We start from the raw sequence: 25,376 nt of genomic DNA, 5'->3' as shown, positions 1-25,376 counted from the left end.
CGGCTCAATGCAGCCGGATCGTCGTGTTCACGGGGCCGGCCGTCGTGTCGTCGTCGAACCAGCGCGCGGTGACCGTCTTCGTCTGCGTATAGAACTGCACGACCTGCTTGCCGTACGGGCCGAGATCGCCGAGCTTCGAGCCGCGCGAGCCGGTGAAGCTGAAGAACGGCACGGGCACCGGAATCGGAATGTTGATGCCGACCTGGCCGACGTCGATCTCGCTCTGGAACTTGCGCGCGGCCGCGCCGCTCTGCGTGAAGATGCCCACGCCGTTGCCCATCGGGTTCGCATTGACGAGCGCGATCGCGTCGTCGAGCGTGTCGACTTCCATCACGACCAGCACCGGCCCGAAGATTTCATGCGTGTAGACCGTCATGTCGGTCTTCACGCCGGAGAAGATCGTCGGCCCGATGAAGTTGCCTTCCTCGAAGCCGGCGACCTTCACGTCGCGGCCGTCGAGTTCGAGCTTCGCGCCTTCCTTGATGCCCGTGTCGATCAGCGACAGGATGCGCGCCTTCGCGCCGCGCGATACCACCGGGCCGACGTCGGTGCCCGCTTCCGAGCCCGCATTGACCTTCAGCAGCTTCGCCTTCGCGACGATGTCCGGCAGCCAGTCGCGCGCGTTGCCGACGAGCACGGCGACGGAGGTCGCCATGCAGCGCTGGCCGGCCGCGCCGAAGCCGGCGCCGACCAGCGCGTTGATCGCCTGCTCTCGGTTCGCGTCGGGCAGCAGGATCGCGTGGTTCTTCGCGCCCATCATCGACTGCACGCGCTTGCCGTGCTGGCTGCCGAGGTTGTACACGTGCGTACCGACGGCCGTCGAGCCGACGAACGAGATCGCCTTCACGAGCGGATGCGTGCAGATCGCGTCGACCACTTCCTTGCCGCCGTGCACGACGTTCAGCACGCCCTTCGGCACACCGGCCTCGATCGCGAGTTCGACGAGCTCCATCGTCGACATCGGATCCTGCTCCGATGGCTTCAGCACGAACGTGTTGCCGCACACGATCGCCATCGGGAACATCCACAGCGGAATCATCGCGGGGAAGTTGAACGGCGTGATGCCGGCGCACACGCCGAGCGGCTGGCGCAGCGTGTAGGTGTCGACGCCGCCCGCGACGTTCTCCGCGAATTCGCCGAGCTGCAGCGTGCCGACCGAGCACGCGTGCTCGACCACTTCGAGGCCGCGGAAGATGTCGCCTTCGGCGTCGGGCAGCGTCTTGCCCTGCTCGGCCGTCAGCGTCTTCGCGATGCGCTGCAGGTTCGCGCGCACGAGATCCTGGAACTTCAGCATGATGCGCATGCGCGCGGAAACCGGCGTGTTCTTCCACGTCGCATACGCGGCGTGCGCGGCCTGCACGGCCGCGTCGACTTCCGCGACGGTCGCGAACGGCACGCGCGCGAGGACCTGCTGCGTCGCCGGATTGACGATGTCGCGCCACTCGCTCGTGGTGGACTCGACGAAGGCGCCGTCGATCAGCAGCTTGACCGTCGGCACGTCTTGCCCCGTGCGGGGCGTCGGATTCGCGTTCATCGATGCACTCTCCTTGCAGTGGGCCGTGTAGCGTCATGCCACGCGCGGCCGGTTCAATCGGTGTTGCGGGCGACGGCCGCGACATGCGGCGCGCATGGCCCGCGACAGGTCATTTCAGTTCCGCGGCGAAATCTTCTTCCCAGTATTCGCCGGGCATCCGCGTGGCCGCATCGTCGCCGCGCTCGATCTCGCGGCGGCGCAGCTCGACGCGGCGAATCTTCCCCGAGATGGTCTTCGGCAGCTCCGCGAACTGCAGGCGGCGGATGCGCTTGTACGGCGCGAGCTTCTCGCGCGAGAAGCGGAAAATCTCCAGCGCGAGCGCGGGGCTTTCCTCGTAGCCCTGGCGCAGCGTGATGAAGGTTTTCGGCACCGACAGCCGCACCGGGTCCGGGCTCGGCACGACGGCCGCTTCCGCGATCGCCGGATGCTCGATCAGCACGCTTTCCAGTTCGAACGGGCTCAGCCGGTAGTCGGACGACTTGAACACGTCGTCCGCGCGGCCGATGTAGACGTAGTAGCCGTCGTCGCCGCGCATCGCGATGTCCGACGTGCGGTAATGGCCATCGCGCATCGCGTGGGCGGTCGCGTCGGGATTGTTCGCATAGCCGGTCATCAGCCCGACCGGACGCATCACGCCCGCACCGATCGGCAGCGCGACCTCACCTTCGCTGACGGGCGCGCCGTCCGGGTCGAGCAGCGCGATCCGGTAACCGGGCAGCGGGCGGCCCATCGAACCGGCGACGACCGGCTGGCCTGGTGTGTTGCCGATCAGGCAGGTCGTCTCGGTCTGGCCGTAGCCGTCGCGAATCGTGATGCCCCACGCCTTCTTCACGCGCTCGATGATCTCGGGATTCAGCGGCTCGCCCGCGCCGACGATCTCGCGCAGCTTCACGTCGAACGACGCGAGCGGCTGCTGCACGAGCATGCGCCACACGGTCGGCGGCGCGCATAGCGTGGTCACCTGGTATTTGACGAGCGCGTCGAGCACCACCTTCGGCTCGAAGCGCGCGTAGTTGAACGCGAACACGCACGCCTGCGCGTTCCACGGCGCGAAGAAGCAGCTCCACGCATGCTTCGCCCAGCCCGGCGAGCTGATGTTCCAGTGGATGTCGCCCGGCTGCAGGCCGACCCAGTACATCGTCGACAGGTGCCCGACGGGATAGGTGCGGTGCGTATGCTCGACGAGCTTCGGCTTCGACGTCGTGCCCGACGTGAAGTACAGCAGCATCGGATCGTTCGCATGCGTGACGGCGTCCGGCTCGAATGCGGCGCTCGCCGCGTAGCCGTCGTTCATCGCGAGCCAGCCCGCGCGCGGCGCGCCGGCGACGATTTTCTGCTCGAGGCCGAGATCGGCCTGTTCGAATTTCGCGGTTTCGCTCTCGTCGACGATCGCGTATTTCGCGCCGCCGATCTGCACGCGATCGCGCACGTCGTCGGCCGACAGCTGCGTGGTCGCGGGCAGCACGATCGCGCCGAGCTTCATCGCGGCGAGCATCGCGTCCCACAGCTCGACACGGTTCGGCAGCATCAGCAGGATCCGGTCGCCGCGCACGACGCCGATGCCGCGCAGCCAGTTCGCGATCCGCGACGAGCGCTCGGACATCTGCGCGAACGAATACGGGTCGCCCGTGCCGGTTGCCGCGTCGACGATCCACAGCGCGGGCTTGTCGTTGCCGCGCGCCATCGGGTCGAAGTAGTCGAGCGCCCAGTTGAACGCATCGAGCACCGGCCATTCGAAATCGCGGTACGCGGTTTCGTAGTCGGTGCGATGACGCAGCAGAAAGTCGCGTGCGTCCAGGAATGCCTGTACCGTCATCGTGTCGTCTCCGTCTCGAGTCTCCATGCCCAGCGGTCAACCGTGCACGCGCCGCGGCGCATGCACGGTTCCGTGTCGCGCGGCGCACGGTCACGTCGTTGCGTGCCGCGTTTGCCGCGCTGCCTTCGTGCCCTGCCTGCCTTATTTGTTTGTGTGATTGCCGGTGCGGCGCGCGTCGCGATTCAGGACTCAAAGCTGTCGCGCGATCACCATCCGCTGCACTTCGCTGGTGCCCTCGTAAATCTGCGTGATGCGCGCGTCGCGATAGTGACGCTCGACTTCGTAATCGGCGAGATAGCCGTAACCGCCGTGAATCTGGATCGCATCCGAACACACGCGCTCGGCCATTTCGGACGCGAACAGCTTCGCCTGCGATGCTTCGGACAGGCACGGAAGCCCGGCTGTGCGCAGCTTCGCCGCGTGATGCACGAGCAGGCGCGCCGCGTTGATCTGCGTGGCCATGTCGGCGAGCTTCTGCTGGATCGCCTGATGCTCGGCGATCGGCTTGCCGAACTGCACGCGCTCGCCCGCATAGCGGCGCGCCTTGTCGAACGCGGCGCGCGCGATGCCGAGCGCCTGCGCGGCGATGCCGATGCGCCCGCCTTCCAGGTTCGACAGCGCGATCTTCAATCCTTCGCCGCGATTGCCGAGCAGGTTTTCTTCCGGAATCGCGCAGTTCTCGAACGTGATCGGGCAGGTGTCGGATGCGCGGATGCCCATCTTCTTTTCCGGCTTGCCGACGATGAAGCCCGGCGTGTCGGTCGGCACCAGGAACGCGGAAATGCCGCGCTTGCCGGCTTCCGGGTCGGTCATGGCAAAAACGATCGCGACCCCGGCACGCTGGCCGTTGGTCACGAACTGCTTCGCGCCGTTCAGCACCCACTTGCCGTCGCGCAGTTCCGCGCGCGTGCGCAGGTTGTTGGCCTCGGAGCCGGCCTGCGGCTCGGTCAGGCAGAACGCGCCGATGATGCGGCCTGCCGCCATCTCGGCCAGCCAGCGATCCTTCTGCGCGGGCGTACCGAAGCCGAGGATCGGCCCGCAGCCGACGGAGTTGTGCACGCTCATCATCGTCGCGCATGCGGCGTCGCCGGCGGCGATTTCCTCCATCGCCAGCGCGTAGGCGACGTAATCCGTATACGCGCCGCCCAGCTCCTGCGGCACGATCATCCCGAGCAGGCCGAGTTCGCCGAGCTGCGCGACGACGGCGTCGGGCAGGTGCGCGTCGTGGTCCCACTGCGCGGCGTTCGGTGCCAGCACCTCGGTGGCAAAAGCGCGCGCGGCGTCGCGGATCATCCGCTGGTCTTCGGTGTAAAGCTCGTCCATGGCGCTGCTGTCTCCCGCGGCCGCGTGCCGCGACCGACCTTTCGTTTCGATGCAACAAGTGTAGGCAAGCGCGCGCGACTGTTCGATGCTCGCGGCGCTCATTTACACTGAGCGTTTTTGCCATACCGGCGGCTTCGATGAAGCAGGAAGACAAGGGAACCGTTGCGATCAGCCTCGTCGCCTACAGCGTCGCGCTCGCCACCCGGCGCGGCGTCGCGGCCGAGCCGCTGCTCGCGCAGGCCGGCATCGCGCCCGCGCTGCTCGCGCAGCCGCGTGCGCGGGTGTCCGCGCAGCAATACGGCGCGCTGTGGAACGCCATTGCGCGCGCGCTCGACGACGAGTTTTTCGGGCAGGATCGCCATCCGATGCGCAGCGGCAGCTTCATCGCGATGAGCCAGGCGGCGCTGTCCGCGCAGGACGGGCTGCACGCGATGGCGCGCGCGGTGAATTTCATGCACTGCGTGCTCGACGACCTGCACGCGGAGCTCGACGCCAACCCGCAGCGCGTGCGGCTGCGTTTCGTGCACCGCAACAGCACCGCGACGCCCGCGATGTTCACGTACGCGACCTATTTCATCATCGTGTACGGGCTGACCTGCTGGCTGATCGGGCGGCGCATCCCGCTGCTGCACGCGAGCTTCCGCTGCGACACGCCGCCGGCCGACCACGAATATCCGTCGATGCTGTGCGACGACATGCGGTTCAACCAGCCCGATTCGTATGTCGATTTCGATCCCGAATTCGCGACGCTGCCGGTCGTGCAGAACGCCAGGACGCTGAAAACGTTTCTGCGCAACGCGCCGGCCAGCTTCATCGTCAAGTACCGCAACCCGAACGCGCTCGCGCAACGCGTGCGCACCGTGCTGCGCGGCATGCCGCCCGCCGCGTGGCCCGGCGCCGACGGGATGGCCGCGCGACTGCACGTCGCCGAGGCGACGCTGCGCCGCAAGCTGCACCAGGAAGGCCATGCGTACCAGGCGATCAAGGACACGCTGCGGCGCGACCTCGCGTTCGAGGCGCTGGCCGATCCGTCGCGGACCATCGCCGACGTCGCGGCGGCCACCGGTTTCGCGGAACCGAGCGCGTTCTACCGCGCGTTTCGCAAATGGAGCGGGCGCAGCCCGGCCGAATATCGGGAAGAAGCGCTCGCGCGCGGCGGCGGCGCCGGCTGAATCCGCGGCCTGCCGCGTCGCCTTCGCGCTTTCCGCCGAAACCGCCTAATCTTCAAATATCGGGCCAACGCCCTTTCCGCGAGCCGGACGGCGTGCGGCCGCGCGCCGCCCGGACGCCCCGATGCGCATTCACCGTCATGGGCCGTCGCCGGCACCTGCATCGCCCGGCGCCCGCCCCCGTCACCCGCTGTCCGCGCGGGTCGCGCGCGCCGCGCTGTTCGCGGCGCTGCTCGTCGTGTGCGCGGCCGTTGCCGCCCCATCTCCCGCCGCCGCACCCGCGGCCGCGCCGCCGGTGTTCGTGATTCCGGTCAACGGCGCGATCGGGCCGGCCAGCGCCGACTTCATCGTCCGCTCGCTCGAGCGCGCGGCGCGCGAGCACGCGCCGCTCGCGATCCTGCAACTCGATACGCCGGGCGGCCTCGACACGTCGATGCGGCAGATCATCAAGGCAATCCTCGGCTCGCCCGTGCCGGTCGCCGCGTTCGTCGCGCCGGGCGGCGCACGGGCCGCAAGCGCGGGCACCTATATCGTCTATGCGAGCCACATCGCCGCGATGGCGCCCGGCACCAATCTCGGCGCGGCGTCGCCGGTGCAGTTCGGCATCGGCGGTGGCGCGCCGGGCGCGCCAGGGACCCCGGGCGCGCCCCGATCGTCGCCGTCCGGCGCATCGGGTGCGACCGGTGCATCCGGCGCATCCGCGACGCCGGCCGAGTTGCCGAACGATACGCAGTCGACCGAGATCCGCAAGGCGACCCAGGACGCCGCCGCGTACATCCGCGGCCTCGCGCAGTTGCGCGGACGCAATGCCGGATGGGCCGAGCGCGCGGTGCGCGAGGCCTTGAGCCTGTCGGCGACCGAGGCGCGCGCGCAGCATGTCGTCGACCTGATCGCGCAGGACCCGGCCGATCTCGCGCGCCAGCTCGACGGCCGCACCGTGACGACGACCGCCGGCACGGTGCACGTCGCGACCGCGCATGCGCCGCTCGTCGTGCTCGCGCCCGACTGGCGAAGCCGCTTCCTGTCGATCATCGCCGATCCGAACGTCGCGCTGATCCTGCTGACGATCGGCATCTACGGTCTGTTCTTCGAATTCGCGAATCCCGGCTTCGTGCTGCCGGGCGTCGCCGGCACCATCTGCCTGCTGATCGGGCTGTTCGCGATGCAATTGCTGCCGATCAGCTATGCGGGCCTCGGGCTCGTGCTGCTCGGTCTCGGCTGCCTCGTCGCCGAGGCGTTCCTGCCGACCTTCGGCGTGCTCGGGTTTGGCGGAATCGTGTCGTTCACGATCGGCGCATTGATGCTGATCGATACCGACGTGCCCGGCTACGGCATTCCGTGGCAGGTGATCGCGGGCCTCGCGGTCGGCGGCGGGCTGCTTGTCGCCGGCGTATCGAGCGTCGCGCTGCGCGCGCGGCGGCGGCCGGTCGTGACGGGCGCCGAGGCGATAGTCGGCAGCATCGGCGAAGTGCTCGACGACGGCCTGCGCGCCGACCAGCCGCAGGACGCGGCCGGCCCCGCCCCGTCGGCGGCGGGCTGGGCGCGCGTGCACGGCGAGCGCTGGCGCGTCGCGAGCAGCACGCCGCTGGCCGCCGGCTGCCGCGTGCGCGTCACCGGCCGCCACGGGCTGACGCTCACCGTCGCGCCGCTCTACGACGTGCCGGCACACGAACAACAACACCAGGGAGCACCGTCATGATGGGCTACACGTTCGGCTTCAGCGGCGTCCTGATCGTCTTCGTCGTGGTGCTGGTCGCATCGTCGATCCGCATCTTCCGCGAGTACGAACGCGGCGTCGTGTTCATGCTCGGCCGGTTCTGGAAGGTGAAGGGGCCGGGGCTCGTGCTGATCATCCCGATCGTCCAGCAGGTCGTGCGGATCGACCTGCGCACCGTCGTGTTCGACGTGCCCGCGCAGGACGTGATCACGCGCGACAACGTGTCGGTGAAGGTCAATGCGGTCGTGTATTTCCGCGTCGTCGATCCGGAGAAGGCCGTGATCCAGGTCGCGCGTTTCTTCGATGCGACGAGCCAGCTCGCGCAGACGACGCTGCGCGCGGTGCTCGGCAAGCACGAGCTCGACGCGTTGCTCGCCGAGCGCGAGCAGTTGAATGCCGACATCCAGAAGACGCTCGATGCGCAGACCGATGCGTGGGGAATCAAGGTGTCGACGGTCGAGATCAAGCACGTGGACCTGAACGAAACGATGATCCGGGCGATCGCGCGGCAGGCCGAGGCCGAACGCGAACGGCGCGCGAAGGTGATTCACGCGGAAGGCGAATTGCAGGCGTCGGAGAAGCTGCTGCAGGCGGCGCAGCGGCTTGCGCAGCAGCCGCAGGCGATGCAGCTGCGCTATCTGCAGACGCTGACGACGATCGCGGCGGACAAGAATTCGACGATCGTGTTTCCGCTGCCGGTGGATCTGCTGAGCGCGTTGCTGGAGCGGCTGGGCCCGCCGCGCGAGCGTTGAGACGCGCGTGTGGCGGCCCGCACGACGCCGCGGCCGATGCCGACGGGCGCAGGGCCGCGGCGGCCCGGCGCCCGGCCCGCGTCAGGCCAGCAGCTTGCGGTCGGTCTTGCCGTACTTGATCGACTTCTCGTCCGGGATCATCAGGCCCGTGTGCTCGTCGCGGCCCTGCAGCAGGAAGCGGGCGTCCGGGTTGCCGATCTGTTCGGCCGCGAGCTTGCTGTCCGCGCCGATCTCGCCCTTCTTCATCCGGTTGACGATCACGCCGGCCGCGGTGTCCTTGAAGTCGCGCAACATCCACGCGTCGCCGTCGCTGTCGCCGAACACCAGCAGCGGGCCGTAGCCCTTCTTCGACGCGAGCACGTTGCGGATGCCCACCGTCTTGCCGGGCCCCCAGTTGAAATGCCAGCCGGCCGGATAAGTGCTCGTGTACTTGCCGTCCTGCATGTCGAGCCGCAGGCCGATCACGTTCTCGGGCGGCACGCCGTAGCCATAGTTCGGATTGCCGGCGAATACGCGCACGACATCGTCGAGCGACGCGGTGCTCACGTACACGTCGATGCCGTTCGCACGCAGCGTGTGCATCACCGCGCGGATTTCCTCGTGAATGCGGATGCCGTGGAAATGCGTGTCGGCCACCACGCCGGCCTTGCCCGGCAGCGTTTTCGGGCTTTCGTAGCGGACCTTGCGCAGCGCGTCGCCGATACCGTAGTTGTTCGACGCTTCCGCCATCGCCTGCAGCTCGGCGGTCGTCATGTTCTTGTAGAAATAGATGATCCACTTGTAGCCGACTTCGAGCGGATGCGTGTCGCAGATCGCGTCGTACATGAAGTACAGCTTCGCGCGAAAATCCTTGAACTGGTCGGTCTCGCGAATCTCGTCGAGGCTCTTGTCGCCGCCGAGGCCCTTGTAGTTCGCATGGAGCCAGCGGTAGTCGGACTCGACGTCGGCGGCGAGATCCTCCATCGTCACCGGCTTGCCGTCGACGGTCGTGTAGTCCTTCATGAACGCGCCCTTCGGCACGTCCTTCCACATCACGCCGACGAACTCGTCCGGCGTCAGCTTGTACTGCAGATGGTTGATCTGGTACATCAGCAACGCCTCTTCGCAGTCGTTCATGATGCACGTGTTGTCCCAGTCGAACACCGCGTACGGGCGGCGCTTTCCGTCGTAGCGCGCGCTCGCGACGCCGTGCCGGTCGAGCACCGCCTGCAGGCGCGCGGCGTTGAACGGCGACCACCGGCCCGGGTCCAGCGCGTCCGGCGCGGTCGCGCTCTTCGCGCCGGCCATGCCGGCCTTGAGCATCAGCGGCGTCGCAGCGGTCGCAGCGGCAAGGGTGTTCATGAACTTGCGGCGTTGCATGGTCTCTCTCCGTGGAATTGTCGAATCGGCTTGGGTCGCTGCCCCGCGCAACGCGCGGCACACCCGCTCCGCGAAGCCGGAAAGGCTTCGAATCGGGGGCGAATGATGTGACGAAATTATTTCGGCAATTTGACAGCGTCTCGCCACGACACGACGGGGAATTGATCCGGCGCGACATACCGGGCCGGCGCCGCCACCGCGCACGCGCTCCGGCCGGCCCTCCCGCACCGGCCACGTGCACGGCGACGGCCATCCGGCCCCGACCGCCGGAAACCTAGAGCGTCCCCTCCATTTCGGCCTTCATTAGGAGAAGCCCTCACCTCCGCGCCACGTCGAACCGGCTATGATCTTTACATCGATCAATGACACATTAAATGCTGACTGAATAATTCGCCCGCGTCGCCGAACGCAGGCCGATACATGGAGACGCAACATGCCCGATCATCCGCTGCCGGAAGTCCATCTCGACGAGCTGCCGCAATTCCGCGCGGTCCAGCAGCTTGCCTATCGCTGCGTCGAGACCGTCGGCGCGATGCTCTACCCCGGCATCACCGAGAAGGAGGCCGCGCGCCTGCTGACCGAATGGCTGCAGGACAACGGCGTGCACGACTGGCTGCACAAGCCGTTCGCGTGGTTCGGCGACCGCACCGCGTTCGAAGGCTTCTCGGGCCTGAAGCACATGGGCGGCTTCAACCTCGCGTTCTTCCCGAGCAACCGCCAGCTCGAGACCGACATGCCCGTGATCCTCGACGTCGCGCCCGTGCTCGACGGGATCGTCGCGGACGTCGGCTACGCGCACTGTCTCGGCCAGAACCCGATCCTCGAACAGCTGCAGGACGACCTGATGGACCATCGCGACATGATCGTGCGGCTGGTGAAGGAGCGTCGCCCGATGGCCGAGGTCGCACAGGCGGTCGACGCGCTGTGCCGCCGCCAGGGCGTCGAGCCGCGCCACAAGGCCTATCCGTTCAAGGTGCTCGCGCATCGCGTCGCGAAGATCCACAAACTGTCGACACCGCGCTTCGTCGCGCGCTTCGGGCTGAACGCGACGCGCAACCTGCTGCTCGACCAGGGCCGCGCGGCGAAGCAGCAGGGCTGGTCGCCGCTGTGGTCGATCGACCGCCGCTCCGAACACGCGCCGGTGCCGGGCCTGTGGGCCGTGGAGCCGCATCTCGGCTTCGCCGGCGTCGGCGCGAAATTCGAGGAACTGCTGGTGATCACCGACGACGACGCGTACTGGCTTGACGACGACCTGCCGCACGTGCGCCGCTGGCAGCGCCGCCAGGCCGAACGCGCGCAGGCCGTCGCGAGCGTGCCGGCGGCCGCCTGACACGAACGCCGCCTTCCACCGAATCCCTGAACGACGGACTCACGATGCAGCCTCTTTCCGATGAAGCGCCGCTGGCCCTGTTCGAATCGGTTCACAGCGAGACGGCCGTCGCCTCCGGCGACCTGACGCTCGCGGTCAGGACCTGGGGCGACCCGGCCCGCTCGCCGGTCGTGCTCGTGCACGGCTACCCCGACGACAGCAGCGTCTGGCAGCACGTCGCGCCGCTGCTCGCGCGCAAGCACTACGTGATCGCCTACGACGTGCGCGGCGCGGGCCTGTCAGGCGCGCCGAAGCGCACGGCCGATTACCACCTCGCGAAGCTGACCGACGACTTCATCGCGGTGATCGACGCGCTCTGCCCCGGCCGCGCGGTGCACCTGATCGCGCACGACTGGGGCTCGATCCAGGGCTGGGAGTTCGTCACGGATCCGCGGCTCGCCGGCCGCATCGCATCGTATACGTCGTGCTCGGGGCCGTGCCTCGACCACGTCGGCTTCTGGCTGCGCGAACGCGTGCTGCATCCGACGCCCGCGTCGTTGGCCAGGCTCGGCGGGCAGCTCGTGCGCTCGTGGTACGTGTATCTGTTCCATCTGCCGTTTATCCCCGAGCTCGGCTGGCGGCTGTGGCTCGGCCGCGCATGGCCGGGCCTGTTGCGACGGGTCGAGAAGACCCCCGCCACGCCGCGCCCGACGCAGGCCGACGACGGCGCGCGCGGCGTGCGCCTCTATCGCGCGAACTTCATCCGCTGCCTGTTCGCGCCGCGCGAGCGCTACGCGCACGCGCCGGTGCAGACGATCGTGCCGCTCGGCGACAAATATGTGAGCCCGGCGCTGTCAGAGAACCTGTCGCGCTGGGTGCCGCAGTATTACCGCCGCGAAGTCGCGGCCGGCCACTGGCTGCCGCTCGCCGATCCCGCGCGCTTCGCGGGCCTCGCCGAACAGTTGATCGACGCAGTCGAATCGGGCGACGAGCCGCCCGCGCTCGCAAACGCACGCCGACGCGCGACCAGCGGCCGCTTCAGCGGCAAGGTCGCGGTCGTCACCGGCGCGGGCAGCGGCATCGGCCGCTGCGCGGCGCTCGCATTCGCCCGCGAAGGCGCGACCGTCGTCGCGTGCGACATCGATCTCGCGAGCGCCGAGCGCACCGCGCTGCTGCTCGGGCTGACCGGCGCGCAGGCGCATGCGAAACGCGTGGACGTCGGCTCCGCCGACGAGATGGAAGCGCTCGCGGCATGGGTCGGCAGCGAACTCGGCGGCGCCGACGTCGTGATCAACAACGCGGGCATCGGCATGGCCGGCGGCATTCTCGACACGAGCGAACGGCACTGGGAGCGCATCCTGCACGTGAACCTGTGGGGCGTGATCCACGGCTCGCGGCTGTTCGCGCAGCAGATGGCCGCACGCGGCACGGGCGGCCACATCGTCAACACCGCGTCGGCCGCCGCGTTCGGGCCGTCGCGCGACCTGCCTGCGTACGCGACGACGAAGGCCGCCGTGCTGATGCTCAGCGAATGCATGCGCGCGGAACTCGCGGAAAAAGGCATCGGCGTGACGGCCGTCTGCCCCGGCTTCGCGGAAACCGGAATCATGGCGTCGACGCAATACGCGGGCGCCAACGCACAGGACGAAGCGCGGCTGCGCAAACGCGCGACGAAGCTGTACCAGATGCGCGGCCTGAAGCCGGAAACCGTCGCGCAGGCGATGGTCGACGGCGTGCTGCGTAACCGGCCGGTCGTGGCCGTGGGCACCGAGGCGCACGCGCTGCGCTTCGTCGGCCGCTTCATGCCGTGGCTCGGCCGGATGCTCGCCCGCGTCAGCATGGCATCGCATTGACGGCGCGGCGCGCCGCACAGGAACGGAGACACAGATGACCGCTACCGCCGACTATCACAAGATCAAGGCCCGGCACGTGAAGTTCGACTTCAGCGACACGCCGATCACCTGGGTGCCCAACGACCCGGGCAGCACGCACATCATCAACACGCTGAACCTGCTGTTCCCGGAAGGCGAACTGTGGTTCTGCCGCGTATACAACAAGGCGCTGCCGAACATCACCGATGCGCGCCTGCGCGACGAAGCCGAAGGCTTCCTGCGCCAGGAAGCCGTGCATTCGCGCTCGCACGGGGGCGTGCTCAAGCATTACTACGACCGGCACGGGATCGACACGAAGCCGTTCACGCAGAAGCTGAACTGGCTGTTCACGCGCGTGCTGGGCGAAGCGCCGTTCGGGCTGAAGATCGGCCACACGCGCTTCTGGCTGCGTCAGCAGCTCGCGGTGATCGCGTCGCTCGAACATTTCTTCGGCTATCTCGGCAACTGGGTGCTCAACGCGCACGGGCTCGACGAAGGCCGCGCCGACCCAACGATGGTCGACCTGCTGCGCTGGCACGGCGCGGAGGAAGTCGAACACCGGACCGTCGCGTTCGACATCTACAACCACATGGGCGGCAACTATCCGGAACGCTGCGTGCACATGGCGTTCGTGATCGTGCTGCTGCTCTACTTCATCACGAGCGGCGCGAAATTCATGTACCGGCGAGATCCCGCCGCCGGCCGTTATCCGGGTTTCGTGCTGTCGTGGTGGAAGGGTTCGCGACGCGGGCACCTGCCGTCGTTCTGGAAGGTGATCGGCGCGGCGCTGCGCTATTTCAGGCCGGGCTATACGCCGCACCACGAAGGCTCGACCGAGCAGGCGCTCGCGTATCTGGCGCGCTCGCCGGCCGCGCAGGCGGCCGCGCACGGCGGCAACTGGGGCACGACGAAGGGCGCGTGACCGGGTCCGCAAGCGGTGTTCGCGGCGGTTTCGGCGGGGGTGCCGGCCGAAATGCGTACAATCGCGGCTTCATTTCCCGGAGGTGCCGCGATGGCCATGAAGAAAACCGATCTAGAAAAGAACAAGGCGCTCAAGCTGACGCACGCGATGAAGCAGTCCGGCTCCGCCCGCTTCGGCAAGGGCGCCGAGGACGCGGCGAAGCTCGACCGCCGCGCGCAGCGCAAGCTCGACCAGGAGCAGGGCCTCGTGCCGTTCGCGTGCAAGCTCAACGCCGACCTCGTCGAACAGCTGAAGGCACGCGCCGCCACGCATCCGAACGGGATGACGGGCCTGCTGTCCGAACTGCTCGTCAACGGCCTCGCCCAGCGCGACGCGTGATCGCCACATATCTCGAAAATTGTCGTTGACAACGCCGTACGACATCGACAAACTCGTTCGCATGCCTACGTTCAAGCTCATCGCCATCGCGAATCATTGCCCGGTGAACATTCGAAAGAATGGATCACGGGAGGCGCTTGTGCGTTAGCATCCGAGCAGTACCGCATGTCACACAAGGCCTCACCGGAAACGGATGAGGCCTTTTTGTTCTGGTGCGCGTCATCCGTCCGGCTCAACGAATGGAGAAGACGATGGACCAGGCAAGCCCGTTGTTCGACCGTCCCGATTCGCGCCGCGTCGGCGCGATCGCGTTACCGACCGTCGTGATCCGTTTCGCGGTCTCGCCGCGCACGACGCTGACCTGGCGCGCGCCGAGCGATGCGGAAATCCGCGCGCACGGCGCGCCGCTGTGGATCACGCGGCCGCCGAGCGTCGACGACTACTGGGTACAACCCGGCGACGTGCTGCGCATCGCGCGCGGCGATCGCATCTGGCTCGGCACCGATGACGACCGGCCGGCCGAGGCATCGATCACGACGGCGTACGTGAAGCGCGGCGAACGGCTGAGACGCACGCTCACGCGAATGCAACGTTTGCTCGTCGGACGATGGCGAAGACGGGATTGACGATGCGCGCTCACGCGCGTGACGGGATGCCGGGACGCGCGGAATCAGCGCATCCGGAAACGGACGCACCCGCGACGCGACGCGTCGCAGGTGCGCATCGAATGACGCGGCACGCACGTGCGTGCCGCGAGCGATCGCGCGCCGTGCGCAACCCTGACATGCATCACGTGCATCAGGTGCTGGCGGCGAGACGCGGGCCCGTGCTGCGAGGCGTGGAATCGAGGTCGGGGCGTTGCGCCGCCTGCGAGGTCACCCACGGGTCGATGCCTTGCTTTTGCACCTCCTCGAGAAATGACACCCGCGTACGCCAGTAATCCGCCTGTAATTTCGCATCGATGACGCGCTGTTCGGCTGCGAACAGTTCCATGCGCGCCGTCACGAGCATCGACGCAGCGGTTTTTTCCGGCGTGGGGGCGTGCCGCATCGCCCAACGGCTGATCCAGTTCAACATGCTGACCTCCGTGATGACGGACGAACCCGCATCGGGCAATCGCAACCGGTCGCGCCTGCCCGAATGCGCAACGACCGTCACCGCGCTTCACCGCCTGGCCTGCACGGACTGCGACTCCCCCGCGTCGGCAACAACTGGCGCGACGTGTGTGCGCGGTGTATCTATCCTAGAAAGACTTGCCGGTTAACGCGATGACGTCTTGCAATCTTTTACACAGAAACCACAGTCCGGCTCGCACCGCGAAATGACAGTTGCGGACGCGACGGCTTCGGAGCAGGATAGCCCGATATCTGCAACCGCCTGGACTGACGAATGGCCGCTGCACGCCGCCGCGCACCCGCGCCGGTCATGCGCGCGCGCGTTGCGTCCGTCCTGTGTTGGCCCCTCTTGCGGGCGTGCCGTTGCAGTCGCATACCGTCGCGTGGCGGCCATGCACCGCATGTCGATCATGCCGTTGCGCCCGCATCGGCCCACACGTCCCGCCCGCCATCGAATCGTTTCCATCGTTTCTACCTGCCCGCCTCGTCCGAACCGGTAAAATGCGCGCCTTCGTCGCGCGGCCGACCTGTCCGACCGTTCGCGCGAACGCTGCCGATCGTACCCCGCAACTATATCGTCCGAGCTATCCGCGCTATTACAATCCGCCGATAGCGTCGCAATAGTGGCTGGTTACAGTAGGCCGGCCTCGCCGCTGCCTTACAACAATTCGGCATAAACAACAAGCAACACGACAACCCGACCGGAGAAACGCCTTCATGGAATCCATCAAGCGGTATTTCGGCTTCGACGAAGCCGGCACCGACTTCCGCACCGAAATACTCGCGGGCGTCACCACGTTCCTGACGATGGCCTACATCATCTTCGTCAACCCCGCGATCCTCGGCGATGCCGGCATGCCCAAGGAATCCGTGTTCGTCGCGACCTGCCTCGTCGCGGCGCTGGCGTCGATCATCATGGGGCTGTACGCGAACTACCCGATCGCCTGCGCGCCCGGCATGGGCCTGAACGCGTATTTCGCGTATACGGTCGTCAAGGGGATGGGCTTCACGTGGCAGGCCGCGCTCGGCGCCGTGTTCATCTCCGGCTGCCTGTTCCTGCTCGTCACGCTGTTCCGCGTGCGCGAGGCGATCGTCAACGGCATTCCGAAATCGCTGCGCATCTCGATCACCGCCGGCATCGGCCTGTTCCTCGGCATCATCTCGCTGAAAACCTCGGGCGTGATCGTCGGCAGCCCGGCCACGCTCGTCACGCTCGGCGACCTGCACAAGCACGACACGATCCTCGCGATCATCGGCTTCTTCACCATCGTCACGCTCGACCACCTGCGCGTGCGCGGCGCGATCCTGATCGGCATCATCGGCGTCACGATCCTGTCGTTCTTCTTCGGCGACAACCAGTTCCACGGCGTGTTCTCCGCGCCGCCGTCGATCGACGCGACGCTGTTCAAGCTCGACATCGGTGCCGCGCTGTCGACCGGCATCATCAACGTGATCCTCGTGTTCTTCCTCGTCGAACTGTTCGACGCGACCGGCACGCTGATGGGCGTCGCGAACCGCGCGGGCCTGCTCGTCGAAGGCAAGATGAACCGCCTGAACAAGGCGCTGCTCGCCGACAGCACCGCGATCGTCGCGGGCTCGGTGCTCGGCACGTCGTCGACCACCGCGTATATCGAAAGCGCGTCGGGTGTGCAGGCCGGCGGCCGCACGGGCGTGACGGCGATCACCGTCGCCGTGCTGTTCCTCGCGTGCCTGTTCATCGCGCCGCTCGCCGGCGTCGTGCCGGCCTACGCCACGGCACCGGCACTGCTGTACGTGTCGTGCCTGATGCTGCGCGAGATGGTCGACGTGCCGTGGGACGACGCGACCGAAGCCGTGCCGGCCGCACTGACCGCGCTGCTGATGCCGTTCACTTACTCGATCGCGAACGGCGTCGCGTTCGGCTTCATCGCGTACGGCGGCCTGAAACTGCTGACGGGCCAGGCCCGCACGGTCAAGCCGATCGTGTGGATCATCGCGGCCGTGTTCCTGTTCCGCTTCTTCTATCTCGGCAGCGAGTGACGCACGCGCGCCCCCGTGAGCTGCAAGATGAAATGAAAACGCCACCTTCGGGTGGCGTTTTTGTTGTGTTCTCGATTTGGCTACGCGCGTGGAGCGAGTGAGCGCCGGTCAAGCTTCCGCCTGCCGGAGCACCCAGCGCGCGAAGGTCTGCAGCGGCCCTTCGCCCAGTTCCAGCGCATCGGGCAACACGAGACAGAAGCGCTTGACCACGCCCCGCCCGTCGGGCCACGGCGCCGCGAGCAACCCTTGCGCGATCTCGGCGTCGACATAGAGACGCGGCACCAGCGCGACGCCGAGCCCGGCCAGCGCCGCCGCGATCAGCATCGAGTAAAGGTCGTAGCGTGCGCCGGCGGCCGGATTGCTCACCGGCAACCCCGTTTCCTGCACGTACGCCGACCACGCATCGGGCGTCTGGCGCTTGTGCAGGCGCGGCAGCGTGCCCAGCAACATGTCCGGCTGCCCGCCCGCGAGCAGCGACGGATGGCAGACCGGCACCAGCACCTCCTCGCACAACCGGTACGTGTGCATGCCGGCCCAGGCCGGATGTTCGAAGTGAATCGCCGCATCGAAACCGCTGCCGGCCAGCACGAACGGCTCCGCGCGATCGGCGAAGTGCACCGTGATGTTCGGATGCTGCGTCTGGAATTCCTTGAGCCGCGGAATCAGCCAGCGCGTCGCGAATGTCGGCGTCACGGCGATATCGACGCTGCCGCCGTCGCCGGGCTGCCCCATCATGTACTGGCTGTCGCGCTCGAGCCGGTCCAGCACTTCGCGAACCTGCGCCGCGTAGCGCACGCCGTTCGGCGCCAACCGCACGCGGTTGCCGACCCGCTCGAACAGCGCGACGCCCAGGAACGTCTCCAGCCGGCCGATCTGCCGGCTGATCGCGCCTTCCGTCAACGCCAGTTCGTCGGCGGCGCGCGCAAAGCTTCCATGCCGCGCCGCGGCCTCGAATGCCATCAATGCCGAATTGCTCGGAATCCTGCGTCGCGTCACGATTGCTCCCGGTCCGACCGCCGTCGGTCATGGCTTGATCAAATGTCATTGAACGGTGACGAATCATCGTTTTTCGCCCGTCGTGCCGCTCATTATCATGACAAAAACTCAACCCGTCGAGCCAGCCGTTCGATTCCGAAGGCCGCTCGCCCCACGTGGAGAAGTCATGATCTATGCCGTTGAATGCAGCATCGCCGAGCCCGCCGTCGAAGCCGAATGGAACGACTTCTACAGCCGGATCAAACTGCCGGCGCTGATTTCCGTATCCGGCTTTCGCACGTCGCAACGCTTTCGCGCGCTCGGCGACGACGGCCCCGTCTACCTCGCGCTGCATACGATCGACGGCCCGGACGTGCTGACGTCGGCCGAGTATCGCGACAAGGGCGGCGGCAATTTCGCGCGCTGGCAGCCGCACATCGTCGAGTGGCGCCGCAACGTATACGACTGCGCGGCACCCGCGCCGGCCGTCTCCGGCCATCAATGGCTGGCCGTTTGCGACGACCTCGCCCCGTTCGCGCGAGCAGGTATCGCAGCCACGGCCATGCATGCAGTCGCGCTGGATCGCCGACCGGCGGCGCGCTGGCTGGCCGTCCTCGCGCACGATCAGGCTCGGCTCGCGTCCGATGCCGCGATCCGGCTCTATGCGCCGATGGGTGACCGACTCGTCAGCGCGCCGACGTCGGCAACTGCACGCTGACCGGAGTCCGACCATGCCCAGCGTCACGATTTTGATCCCCGAGGCGAGCATGCCGACCAGCGCGGCGCTCGACGCGTTGTCGTCGGCCTGCGAGAGGCTTTGTACCGATGTGTTGAGCGCCGCACCCGGCACGGTCCATGTCGTATACATGCCGGTCCGGCACGGCTGCGGACGTCCGATCAGCGCGGAGATCCGCTTTCGCATCACATCATTTCGCACCACTGAACTGATGGACCGGTTCATGACGGAACTGGATCACGAGATTCTTAGCCACACCGGATTCGTCGCACGGATCCGCTGCTTCGGCTACGACACCACCCACCTTCACGCCCGACATTGATCCATGAGCGCCCCCGTTCCCCGCCCTTCTTTCCCGCGTCGCCAGGTCGGCGATTTCACGGTGACCGCGATCAGCGACGGCACGCTGACGGCCGGCCTCGACCTGCTGTCGAACATCGACGTCGACGACGCGATCGGCATCATGCACAGGGCCGGCATACACGCGCCGTCCGACGTCAACATCAACTGCTATGTCATACGCGGGAACGGGCGCACCGTGCTCGTCGACACCGGCGCCGGCGGCATCCGGAACTGGGGCGGCTTGCTGCGTCCGTCGCTGTCGCGAGCCGGCATCGATGCACGCGATATCGACACGGTCCTGCTGACGCACGCACATCCGGACCACATCGGCGGCCTGCTCGACACGGACGGACAGCCGGCCTTTCCGCAAGCGGAGGTGTTCATTCACGAACGGGAACGCGCGTTCTGGCTGGACGACGGCATGTACGAGCGGGCAAGCGAGCGCGCACGCGGCAATTTCCGGATCGCGCGGCGCACGTTCGACGTGTATCGCGCGCAGCTACGCACCATCGAAGCGGCAGGCGACGTGCTGCCCGGCATCGTCGCAGTGCCGCTGCCGGGGCACACGCCCGGCCACACCGGCTATCGCGTCGAATCGCTCGGCGAGCGCCTGCTGATCTGGGGCGATCTCGTGCATTTCGCGCCGATTCAAGTTGCTCGCCCCGACGTGTCGATCGCGTTCGATCACGATCCGTCGCAGGCATCGTCGACGCGCGCGGCCACGCTCGCCGAAGTCGCTTCGGATAACTTGCTGATTGCGGGAATGCACCTCGCCGACACGGGCTTCGCACGCATCGCGCGCGCGAACGGCGCAACCGGCGACGCGTACGTGCTGAGCGGCGCGGATTGAGCGAAACGGAACGTGGGAACGCGCGCACGCCAGCGCGCGGCAAGACGCTCGAATCGTGCCGGGCATCGTCCCGCGCGGGTGCACTACAGGACGAGCATGCGCCGATATGACACGGGCGCCGGTATCCGACGCCCGCTCCGTCGCTGCCCGGTCGTCCGGTTCAGCGCCAGTTCGCCTCGTAGAAGCGCACGTAGCCGCTGCGCAGCGTCACGCATTGCGCGCGCGTCTCGGACAGCAACCGCCGTGCGGCCGCCTCGATACGCTCGCGGTGCTGATCGTACGCACCGACCATGTCCTCGAAGCGCGGCGATGCCGCACCGAAATGATCCTCCAGCGCCTCGGCGGTGATCTGACATTGGACGCGCTCGCCATTGACCAGCGCCGTGAAACCAAGCATCAGGTCGCGCCCCGAATATTCGGGCTTCTCATTCGTGAAATGGATCTGCATGGGAGCCGCCTTGTCCGGTAGAAAGCAAATGACCGCGTCCGTCGTCCGCTACCGGCCGGACGAAAATTTACGCGGGCTCGCCGGCAGAGGCAGATCCACGGGGGTATGGCGCGGACAACGCGTGCCGGTTGCATTCCACTGTAGACGGTTTCGCGCAGGAGGCAAAATTTACGATGTGCGTCGTTCCGACGCGCTTTTTCATCAGACCAGCGCGACATCCGGCACCGTTTTTCCGAGCGGCGTCAGTGGGGATCGGTGGGCCAGATGTTCAGTGCGATCGCGGCGGTCGTGGCACCTACCGCGATCGCGGCGGCCCCGTATTGCACCGCATCGCTCAGGTCGAACAGCAGACCGTGGATCGCGACGGCGATGCCGCCCAGCATGATGAAAGTGGCGATGGCCGCCAACACGACTCTCAGTTCCGTCCGAACCATGATGGGTCTCCCGAACGGATGCATGTCACGTCGCATGCATGTTGCGATGCGGAACACGGCGCGTGCGTGCTCCACTTTCATCATTGCAGGCGGACGCTTAAAAGCAAGGGGGTTTTGTACGCAGTCGCACAACGCGCGCGGCGCTTGTATGATGAGGCGATATCGATGGCGGCGGCCCGAGTGGCGGATGGTGCGGTGCAAAGCGTGAGCTGGGGTCGACCGCGAAGCATGCGGCTTCAGTAAGCGCTAAAGCGCTAACTCCGGCCGACCGCGAAGCATGGGGCCCCAGTAAGCGCTAAAGCGCTAACTGGGGCCGACCGCGAAGCATGGGACCAGAGTAAGCGCTAAAGCGCTAACTCTGGTCGACAGGAGACAAGACATGCCTCAACCTTTCGTGCTGCCCGCCACCGCGGGCCGCAACGACCTGCTCGCGCAGGCGCATGCCCGTTCGACCGCGGTCGGCCTGCGCGCAAACGAGCGCCCCGATTTCTCGCCGCTGTCGCGGCTCGCGCTGCGCGAACTGCTCGACACGAACCACGCATTGTTCGCGCACGCGCGCCCGGTGATGGAGAACCTCCACGCGCAGATCGCCGACACGCAAAGCCTCGTGCTGCTCACCGACGCCGACGGCGTGATCCTGCACAGCATCGGCGACGCGGACTTCATCGAAAAAGCGAACCGCGTCGCGCTGTGCACCGGCGTGTCGTGGGCCGAAGGCGCACGCGGCACCAACGCGATCGGCACCGCGCTCGCATCGGGCCAGGCGGTCGCCGTGCACGGGTCCGAACACTTCCTGCGCGCGAACCATATCCTCACCTGCTCGTGCGCGCCGATCATCGACCCGTTCGGCCGCACGCTCGGCACGCTCGACGTGAGCGGCGACCCGCGCGGCTTCAGCCCCCATACGCTCGCGCTCGTGCGGATGTCCGCGCAGTTGATCGAGAACCATCTGTTCGCGAACCAGTGCGCGGAAGCATTGCGGCTGCGCTTCCACGCCCACGAGGATTGCGTCGACTCGCTGTTCGCCGGGCTCGTCGCATTCGGCCCCGACGGCGGGCTGATCGCCGCGAACCGCAGCGCGCAATTCCAGCTCGGCGCGACCTTCGATGCGTTGCAGCATCAAGGCTGCGATGCGCTGTTCGGCATGCATTTCGGACAGCTCGCGCAGCAGGCGGCCCGCGCACCCGGCGCACCGTTCCGCCTCACGCTGTCGACCGGCGTGCGCGTGCTCGCGCGCTGCGAATTCGCGGAAGCGCACAAGACGGCCGTCGCCGTCACGCCACCCGCGCCCGCCGCGCGCACACGGGCGCCGGACCCCGACGCGATCACGTTCGCGACGCTCGACACCGGCGATGCGCGGATGGCCGCCGTGCTCGAACGCGTCGCGAAGATTCGTGGGCGCGACCTGCCGTTGCTGATCCTCGGCCAGACCGGCACCGGCAAGGAATGGCTCGCGCGTGCGCTGCACCAGGCCTCGCCGCGCGCGGACGGCCCGTTCGTCGCGGTCAACTGCGCGGCGCTGCCGGATTCGCTGATCGAGGCCGAATTGTTCGGCTACGAGGACGGCGCCTTCACCGGTGCGCGCAAGCGCGGCAGCCCCGGCAAGATCGCGCAGGCCGACGGCGGCACGCTGTTTCTCGACGAAATCGGCGACATGCCGCTCGCGCAGCAGGTCAGGCTGATGCGCGTGCTGCAGGAGCGCGCGGTGATGCCGCTTGGCGGCGCACGCGCGGTGCCGGTCGACGTGCGCGTGGTCTGCGCGACCCACCGCGACCTGCGTGCGATGATCGCCGAAGGCACGTTCCGCGAAGACCTGTTCTACCGGATCAACGGCCTTGCCGTCACGCTGCCGCCGCTCGCCGCGCGCACCGACCTGCCGGCACTGGTCGAGCGGATCCTCGCGCGGCTCGGTCGCAGCGAGCCGATGCCGAGCCGCCTCGCGACCGACGTGCTCGACGCGTTCATGCGGCACCGCTGGCCCGGCAACCTGCGGCAAATGACCAACGTGCTGCGCACGGCCGGCATGCTCGCCGAAGATGAAGCCGAAATCACGCTCGCGCACCTGCCCGACGATTTCTGGCTCGACTGCGACGACGCGCCCGCGGCGGAGGCCGCGCCGTCCGACACGCGCGAAGCAACCACACTGCAGAGCCACCAGGCCGCGGTGATCGACGCGGTGCTCGCGCGGCACGGCGGCAACGTGTCGGCCGCCGCACGGGAGCTCGGACTCGCGCGCAATACCGTTTACCGCTACCTGCGCCGACACTGACGTCCCGTGCCGGCTGCCCGACGGGCGCCGGCCGCACCGCCTTCGGGTATGCTTGGCGCTTGCCTTGTGTTACCGCCGCGCCGCCGCCCGCTTCGCCCCATGACCGATCCCGACCACCCGCCTCTCGTACGCATCGAGCCGCTCGGCGCGACGTTCGACGCGCCCGATTCGCTGACGCTCCTCGAGGCCGCCGCGTTCGCGCACGTCCGGCTGCCGCGCTCGTGCCGTAACGGCACGTGCCGAAGCTGCCTGTGCAGGATCGTCAGCGGCAGCGTACGCTATACGATCGAATGGCCGGGCCTGAGCCGCGAGGAAAAGGCCGACGGCTATACGCTGCCGTGCGTGGCCGTCGCGACCTCGGATGTCGTGCTCGACGTGCCCGACGCGGTGATGATCGACTGAACGCGGCGCGCGGCCGTGCGCCGTCCCGCATCAAGCATGCCCGCCAGGAGAACGCGATGACCCAGTCCACCGATCGCATCGAGAAACAAGCCTTGCTCGCCGCGCCGCTGGCGCGCGTCTGGGAAGCCGTCAGCAATGCCGGGGAATTCGGCACCTGGTTCGGCGTGACGTTCGACGGACCGTTCGTCGCCGACCGGCCGCTGTTCGGCCGCATCACGCCGACGCGCGTCGATGACGACGTCGCCAAGGCACAGGAGCCGTATGCCGGCACCGTGTTCGAAATCGTCGTCGATCGCGTCGAGCCGAAGCAACGGTTTTCCTTTCGCTGGCACCCGTTCGCGATCGATCCGAACGTCGATTACGCGTCCGAGCCGATGACGCTCGTCACGTTCGCACTCGCCGAAGCGAACGGCGGCACGCTGCTGACGATCACCGAAACGGGTTTCGACCAGTTGATCGCAACGCGTCGCGCGAAGGCGCGCGAGATGAACGATCAGGGCTGGGCCGCGCAGATGATGCTGATCACGAAATATCTCGCGAAGCACGCGTAAGCGTGCCGCGCATCATTCCCGGCATCCGCGTGCCCGCATGCCCTCGCGGCGGGTGCGTGGCATAATCCGCTCCATCGTCGTTCATACGCCGCCCCGCGCATCGCATGCTGAGTCGTCGTTTCCGGAAGATCGTCAGTCTGATCGGGATGCTCGCCATCCTGATGACGGCGCTCGCGCCGACGATCTCGCAAGCGCTGACGACGCAAGACCGCGTCGATTCGCTGCTTGCCGGCTACTGCACGGCCGGGCCGGCGGGCGGCAACCATGCCGGCGATGCGTCGTCGAAAAGCCTGCAGGCCCATCTGCAGGCATGCGGCTATTGCAGCCTGCTCGCCCATACACCCGCCCTGCCCGCGCCCGAACTGACGTTCGCGGCCAACTTCCAACCGCTCCGGCATCGCGAAGCAACCCGCTTCGAAAGCCTGCGCCGCACGCAGCCGCTTACGGCCGCGCAACCGCGCGCACCGCCGCTCGCGTCCTGATTCGTCGTCACCGCGCGTGATGCCGTCGCGCATCACGCCGTCCGCACGCGCGCTGCGCGTGCATGCCGTGTCACGTTTCGCAGGACGATCTCATGTTCGACCGTATCGCTCGCGGCGTCGCGCCGTGCGTGCGCTCACCCGCCTCCGGCGGTTGCGCGTGCACGGACGCGTGGCCGTTCGTCGAATGCATCGTTCTCCTTGTCATTTCCAACCGGATCATCCCGTCATGAAAACCACTGCTTTCGTCCGCGGCGCACTCGTCGCACTCGGCTTCGTCGTCGCCCAGGCCGCTCACGCGCACGCACACCCGAAAAACCTCGAACCGGCCGCCGACGCCGCGCTGTCGAGCGCGCCGCACGCGGTCACGATCGACTTCAGCGAAACGCTCGAACCCGCATTCAGTTCGATCGCCGTCACCGACAGCCACGGACAATCGGTCGCCGACGGGAAATCCGCCATCGACGCCGGCAACCGGAAGCGGATGCATGTAGCGCTGGCGAACCTGACGCCTGGTACGTACACGGTCGCATGGGTTGCGGTAGCGAGCGACGGGCACCGCACGCAGGGCCGCTACACGTTCACGGTGAAATAACGCGCACGATG

At 67.6% G+C, this 25,376-nt stretch carries 25 protein-coding genes; 17 read left to right on the top strand and 8 right to left on the bottom strand.

Going from position 1 to position 25,376, the window contains the following annotated elements:
• Positions 1–4: 4 nt before the first annotated feature.
• The 3 genes from HWX22_RS15950 to HWX22_RS15940 all read right to left on the bottom strand — a co-directional run bounded on the left by HWX22_RS15950 (position 5) and on the right by HWX22_RS15940 (position 4,673).
• Complete coding sequence (locus tag HWX22_RS15950; protein WP_175915982.1) at positions 5–1,534, bottom strand: CoA-acylating methylmalonate-semialdehyde dehydrogenase; 1,530 nt, start codon at positions 1,532–1,534, stop codon at positions 5–7.
• A 109-nt stretch (positions 1,535–1,643) separates the two neighbouring features.
• The gene (locus tag HWX22_RS15945; protein WP_175908840.1) at positions 1,644–3,350 is read right to left on the bottom strand and encodes an AMP-binding protein; all 1,707 of its coding nucleotides are present in this window, start codon (positions 3,348–3,350) and stop codon (positions 1,644–1,646) included.
• 189 nt (positions 3,351–3,539) lie between these two features.
• Positions 3,540–4,673 (bottom strand): acyl-CoA dehydrogenase family protein, encoded by a 1,134-nt coding sequence (locus HWX22_RS15940; protein ID WP_175908839.1) that lies wholly within the window; start codon positions 4,671–4,673, stop codon positions 3,540–3,542.
• Between the two features lie 137 nt (positions 4,674–4,810).
• On the opposite strand from HWX22_RS15940, the gene HWX22_RS15935 reads away from it, so the two are divergent.
• The 3 genes from HWX22_RS15935 to HWX22_RS15925 all read left to right on the top strand — a co-directional run bounded on the left by HWX22_RS15935 (position 4,811) and on the right by HWX22_RS15925 (position 8,311).
• A complete protein-coding gene (locus tag HWX22_RS15935; RefSeq protein ID WP_059692086.1) occupies positions 4,811–5,845 on the top strand; it encodes an AraC family transcriptional regulator in 1,035 nt (344 codons plus the stop codon).
• A gap of 121 nt (positions 5,846–5,966) precedes the next feature.
• Positions 5,967–7,541 (top strand): nodulation protein NfeD, encoded by a 1,575-nt coding sequence (locus tag HWX22_RS15930; protein ID WP_175908838.1) that lies wholly within the window; start codon positions 5,967–5,969, stop codon positions 7,539–7,541.
• Complete coding sequence (locus HWX22_RS15925) at positions 7,538–8,311, top strand: slipin family protein (RefSeq protein WP_175915981.1); 774 nt, start codon at positions 7,538–7,540, stop codon at positions 8,309–8,311. Before HWX22_RS15930 ends, HWX22_RS15925 begins: the two co-directional genes overlap by 4 nt.
• Before the next feature lie 81 nt (positions 8,312–8,392).
• Here the strand turns inward: HWX22_RS15925 and HWX22_RS15920 are convergent, their stop codons facing one another.
• On the bottom strand, positions 8,393–9,670 hold the full coding sequence (locus HWX22_RS15920) for a haloacid dehalogenase-like hydrolase (RefSeq protein WP_059527026.1): 1,278 nt from the start codon (positions 9,668–9,670) through the stop codon (positions 8,393–8,395).
• Between the two features lie 433 nt (positions 9,671–10,103).
• Between HWX22_RS15920 and HWX22_RS15915 the strand changes: the two genes are divergently transcribed.
• From HWX22_RS15915 to HWX22_RS15895, 5 genes are all read left to right on the top strand, one after another.
• Complete coding sequence (locus HWX22_RS15915; RefSeq protein ID WP_175915980.1) at positions 10,104–11,000, top strand: M24 family metallopeptidase; 897 nt, start codon at positions 10,104–10,106, stop codon at positions 10,998–11,000.
• Between the two features lie 44 nt (positions 11,001–11,044).
• On the top strand, positions 11,045–12,832 hold the full coding sequence (locus HWX22_RS15910) for an SDR family oxidoreductase (protein WP_175908835.1): 1,788 nt from the start codon (positions 11,045–11,047) through the stop codon (positions 12,830–12,832).
• 34 nt (positions 12,833–12,866) lie between these two features.
• Positions 12,867–13,772: a metal-dependent hydrolase gene (locus HWX22_RS15905; RefSeq protein WP_059692079.1), complete on the top strand. Its 906-nt coding sequence runs from the start codon at positions 12,867–12,869 to the stop codon at positions 13,770–13,772.
• Positions 13,773–13,862: 90 nt separating this feature from the next.
• Positions 13,863–14,150 (top strand): hypothetical protein, encoded by a 288-nt coding sequence (locus tag HWX22_RS15900; RefSeq protein WP_059819486.1) that lies wholly within the window; start codon positions 13,863–13,865, stop codon positions 14,148–14,150.
• 251 nt (positions 14,151–14,401) lie between these two features.
• Complete coding sequence (locus HWX22_RS15895; RefSeq protein WP_175915979.1) at positions 14,402–14,776, top strand: DUF2917 domain-containing protein; 375 nt, start codon at positions 14,402–14,404, stop codon at positions 14,774–14,776.
• A 172-nt stretch (positions 14,777–14,948) separates the two neighbouring features.
• On the opposite strand, the gene HWX22_RS15890 is transcribed toward HWX22_RS15895, so the two are convergent.
• Complete coding sequence (locus HWX22_RS15890) at positions 14,949–15,227, bottom strand: hypothetical protein (protein ID WP_006480752.1); 279 nt, start codon at positions 15,225–15,227, stop codon at positions 14,949–14,951.
• A 755-nt stretch (positions 15,228–15,982) separates the two neighbouring features.
• On the opposite strand from HWX22_RS15890, the gene HWX22_RS15885 reads away from it, so the two are divergent.
• Positions 15,983–17,284 carry an NCS2 family permease gene (locus tag HWX22_RS15885; RefSeq protein ID WP_059527038.1) on the top strand — a complete coding sequence of 434 codons (1,302 nt, stop codon included), beginning with the start codon at positions 15,983–15,985 and terminating at the stop codon, positions 17,282–17,284.
• Positions 17,285–17,392: 108 nt separating this feature from the next.
• Here HWX22_RS15885 and HWX22_RS15880 read toward each other — a convergent pair whose 3' ends face one another.
• Entirely contained in the window at positions 17,393–18,244 is an 852-nt protein-coding gene (locus HWX22_RS15880; RefSeq protein WP_059819487.1) for a LysR substrate-binding domain-containing protein, read from the bottom strand.
• 202 nt (positions 18,245–18,446) lie between these two features.
• Between HWX22_RS15880 and HWX22_RS15875 the strand changes: the two genes are divergently transcribed.
• From HWX22_RS15875 to HWX22_RS15865, 3 genes are read left to right on the top strand one after another with little or no spacing between them, the layout of a single operon-like run.
• A complete protein-coding gene (locus HWX22_RS15875) occupies positions 18,447–18,977 on the top strand; it encodes a sugar ABC transporter (protein ID WP_175915978.1) in 531 nt (176 codons plus the stop codon).
• 13 nt (positions 18,978–18,990) lie between these two features.
• On the top strand, positions 18,991–19,317 hold the full coding sequence (locus HWX22_RS15870) for a hypothetical protein (protein ID WP_175915977.1): 327 nt from the start codon (positions 18,991–18,993) through the stop codon (positions 19,315–19,317).
• A gap of 3 nt (positions 19,318–19,320) precedes the next feature.
• Entirely contained in the window at positions 19,321–20,187 is an 867-nt protein-coding gene (locus tag HWX22_RS15865; RefSeq protein WP_175915976.1) for an MBL fold metallo-hydrolase, read from the top strand.
• A gap of 160 nt (positions 20,188–20,347) precedes the next feature.
• Here the strand turns inward: HWX22_RS15865 and HWX22_RS15860 are convergent, their stop codons facing one another.
• Both HWX22_RS15860 and HWX22_RS15855 read right to left on the bottom strand, forming a co-directional pair.
• A complete protein-coding gene (locus HWX22_RS15860; protein ID WP_014898618.1) occupies positions 20,348–20,635 on the bottom strand; it encodes a DUF1488 domain-containing protein in 288 nt (95 codons plus the stop codon).
• Positions 20,636–20,877: 242 nt separating this feature from the next.
• Positions 20,878–21,069 carry a DUF2964 family protein gene (locus HWX22_RS15855; protein WP_059527249.1) on the bottom strand — a complete coding sequence of 64 codons (192 nt, stop codon included), beginning with the start codon at positions 21,067–21,069 and terminating at the stop codon, positions 20,878–20,880.
• A 379-nt stretch (positions 21,070–21,448) separates the two neighbouring features.
• On the opposite strand from HWX22_RS15855, the gene HWX22_RS15850 reads away from it, so the two are divergent.
• From HWX22_RS15850 to copC, 5 genes are all read left to right on the top strand, one after another.
• Positions 21,449–23,338, top strand: coding sequence for a sigma-54-dependent Fis family transcriptional regulator (locus HWX22_RS15850; RefSeq protein ID WP_059819491.1), 1,890 nt, complete (start codon positions 21,449–21,451; stop codon positions 23,336–23,338).
• Positions 23,339–23,437: 99 nt separating this feature from the next.
• Positions 23,438–23,740: a 2Fe-2S iron-sulfur cluster-binding protein gene (locus tag HWX22_RS15845; protein WP_059527056.1), complete on the top strand. Its 303-nt coding sequence runs from the start codon at positions 23,438–23,440 to the stop codon at positions 23,738–23,740.
• Positions 23,741–23,796: 56 nt separating this feature from the next.
• Positions 23,797–24,291, top strand: a complete 495-nt coding sequence (locus HWX22_RS15840) for an SRPBCC family protein (protein WP_175915975.1) — start codon at positions 23,797–23,799, stop codon at positions 24,289–24,291.
• A 104-nt stretch (positions 24,292–24,395) separates the two neighbouring features.
• Complete coding sequence (locus HWX22_RS15835) at positions 24,396–24,773, top strand: DUF2946 domain-containing protein (protein ID WP_175915974.1); 378 nt, start codon at positions 24,396–24,398, stop codon at positions 24,771–24,773.
• Positions 24,774–24,999: 226 nt separating this feature from the next.
• Positions 25,000–25,365, top strand: coding sequence for a copper homeostasis periplasmic binding protein CopC (copC, locus tag HWX22_RS15830; RefSeq protein WP_059699197.1), 366 nt, complete (start codon positions 25,000–25,002; stop codon positions 25,363–25,365).
• Positions 25,366–25,376 lie beyond the last annotated feature (11 nt).

The sequence above is a fragment of the Burkholderia sp. BCC1638 genome, assembly GCF_902833195.1.
Lineage (GTDB): Bacteria > Pseudomonadota > Gammaproteobacteria > Burkholderiales > Burkholderiaceae > Burkholderia > Burkholderia diffusa.
This window is presented reverse-complemented; position numbering and strand designations above follow the sequence as displayed.

What these genes read in the sequence shown, in the direction of transcription:
- HWX22_RS15950 (WP_175915982.1), bottom strand. Translation starts at nt 1,534, where the DNA reads ATGAACGCGAATCCGACGCCCCGCACGGGGCAAGACGTGCCGACGGTC.
- HWX22_RS15945 (WP_175908840.1), bottom strand. Translation starts at nt 3,350, where the DNA reads ATGACGGTACAGGCATTCCTGGACGCACGCGACTTTCTGCTGCGTCAT.
- HWX22_RS15940 (WP_175908839.1), bottom strand. Translation starts at nt 4,673, where the DNA reads ATGGACGAGCTTTACACCGAAGACCAGCGGATGATCCGCGACGCCGCG.
- HWX22_RS15935 (WP_059692086.1), top strand. Translation starts at nt 4,811, where the DNA reads ATGAAGCAGGAAGACAAGGGAACCGTTGCGATCAGCCTCGTCGCCTAC.
- HWX22_RS15930 (WP_175908838.1), top strand. Translation starts at nt 5,967, where the DNA reads ATGCGCATTCACCGTCATGGGCCGTCGCCGGCACCTGCATCGCCCGGC.
- HWX22_RS15925 (WP_175915981.1), top strand. Translation starts at nt 7,538, where the DNA reads ATGATGGGCTACACGTTCGGCTTCAGCGGCGTCCTGATCGTCTTCGTC.
- HWX22_RS15920 (WP_059527026.1), bottom strand. Translation starts at nt 9,670, where the DNA reads ATGCAACGCCGCAAGTTCATGAACACCCTTGCCGCTGCGACCGCTGCG.
- HWX22_RS15915 (WP_175915980.1), top strand. Translation starts at nt 10,104, where the DNA reads ATGCCCGATCATCCGCTGCCGGAAGTCCATCTCGACGAGCTGCCGCAA.
- HWX22_RS15910 (WP_175908835.1), top strand. Translation starts at nt 11,045, where the DNA reads ATGCAGCCTCTTTCCGATGAAGCGCCGCTGGCCCTGTTCGAATCGGTT.
- HWX22_RS15905 (WP_059692079.1), top strand. Translation starts at nt 12,867, where the DNA reads ATGACCGCTACCGCCGACTATCACAAGATCAAGGCCCGGCACGTGAAG.
- HWX22_RS15900 (WP_059819486.1), top strand. Translation starts at nt 13,863, where the DNA reads ATGGCCATGAAGAAAACCGATCTAGAAAAGAACAAGGCGCTCAAGCTG.
- HWX22_RS15895 (WP_175915979.1), top strand. Translation starts at nt 14,402, where the DNA reads ATGGACCAGGCAAGCCCGTTGTTCGACCGTCCCGATTCGCGCCGCGTC.
- HWX22_RS15890 (WP_006480752.1), bottom strand. Translation starts at nt 15,227, where the DNA reads ATGTTGAACTGGATCAGCCGTTGGGCGATGCGGCACGCCCCCACGCCG.
- HWX22_RS15885 (WP_059527038.1), top strand. Translation starts at nt 15,983, where the DNA reads ATGGAATCCATCAAGCGGTATTTCGGCTTCGACGAAGCCGGCACCGAC.
- HWX22_RS15880 (WP_059819487.1), bottom strand. Translation starts at nt 18,244, where the DNA reads ATGGCATTCGAGGCCGCGGCGCGGCATGGAAGCTTTGCGCGCGCCGCC.
- HWX22_RS15875 (WP_175915978.1), top strand. Translation starts at nt 18,447, where the DNA reads ATGATCTATGCCGTTGAATGCAGCATCGCCGAGCCCGCCGTCGAAGCC.
- HWX22_RS15870 (WP_175915977.1), top strand. Translation starts at nt 18,991, where the DNA reads ATGCCCAGCGTCACGATTTTGATCCCCGAGGCGAGCATGCCGACCAGC.
- HWX22_RS15865 (WP_175915976.1), top strand. Translation starts at nt 19,321, where the DNA reads ATGAGCGCCCCCGTTCCCCGCCCTTCTTTCCCGCGTCGCCAGGTCGGC.
- HWX22_RS15860 (WP_014898618.1), bottom strand. Translation starts at nt 20,635, where the DNA reads ATGCAGATCCATTTCACGAATGAGAAGCCCGAATATTCGGGGCGCGAC.
- HWX22_RS15855 (WP_059527249.1), bottom strand. Translation starts at nt 21,069, where the DNA reads ATGGTTCGGACGGAACTGAGAGTCGTGTTGGCGGCCATCGCCACTTTC.
- HWX22_RS15850 (WP_059819491.1), top strand. Translation starts at nt 21,449, where the DNA reads ATGCCTCAACCTTTCGTGCTGCCCGCCACCGCGGGCCGCAACGACCTG.
- HWX22_RS15845 (WP_059527056.1), top strand. Translation starts at nt 23,438, where the DNA reads ATGACCGATCCCGACCACCCGCCTCTCGTACGCATCGAGCCGCTCGGC.
- HWX22_RS15840 (WP_175915975.1), top strand. Translation starts at nt 23,797, where the DNA reads ATGACCCAGTCCACCGATCGCATCGAGAAACAAGCCTTGCTCGCCGCG.
- HWX22_RS15835 (WP_175915974.1), top strand. Translation starts at nt 24,396, where the DNA reads ATGCTGAGTCGTCGTTTCCGGAAGATCGTCAGTCTGATCGGGATGCTC.
- copC (WP_059699197.1), top strand. Translation starts at nt 25,000, where the DNA reads ATGAAAACCACTGCTTTCGTCCGCGGCGCACTCGTCGCACTCGGCTTC.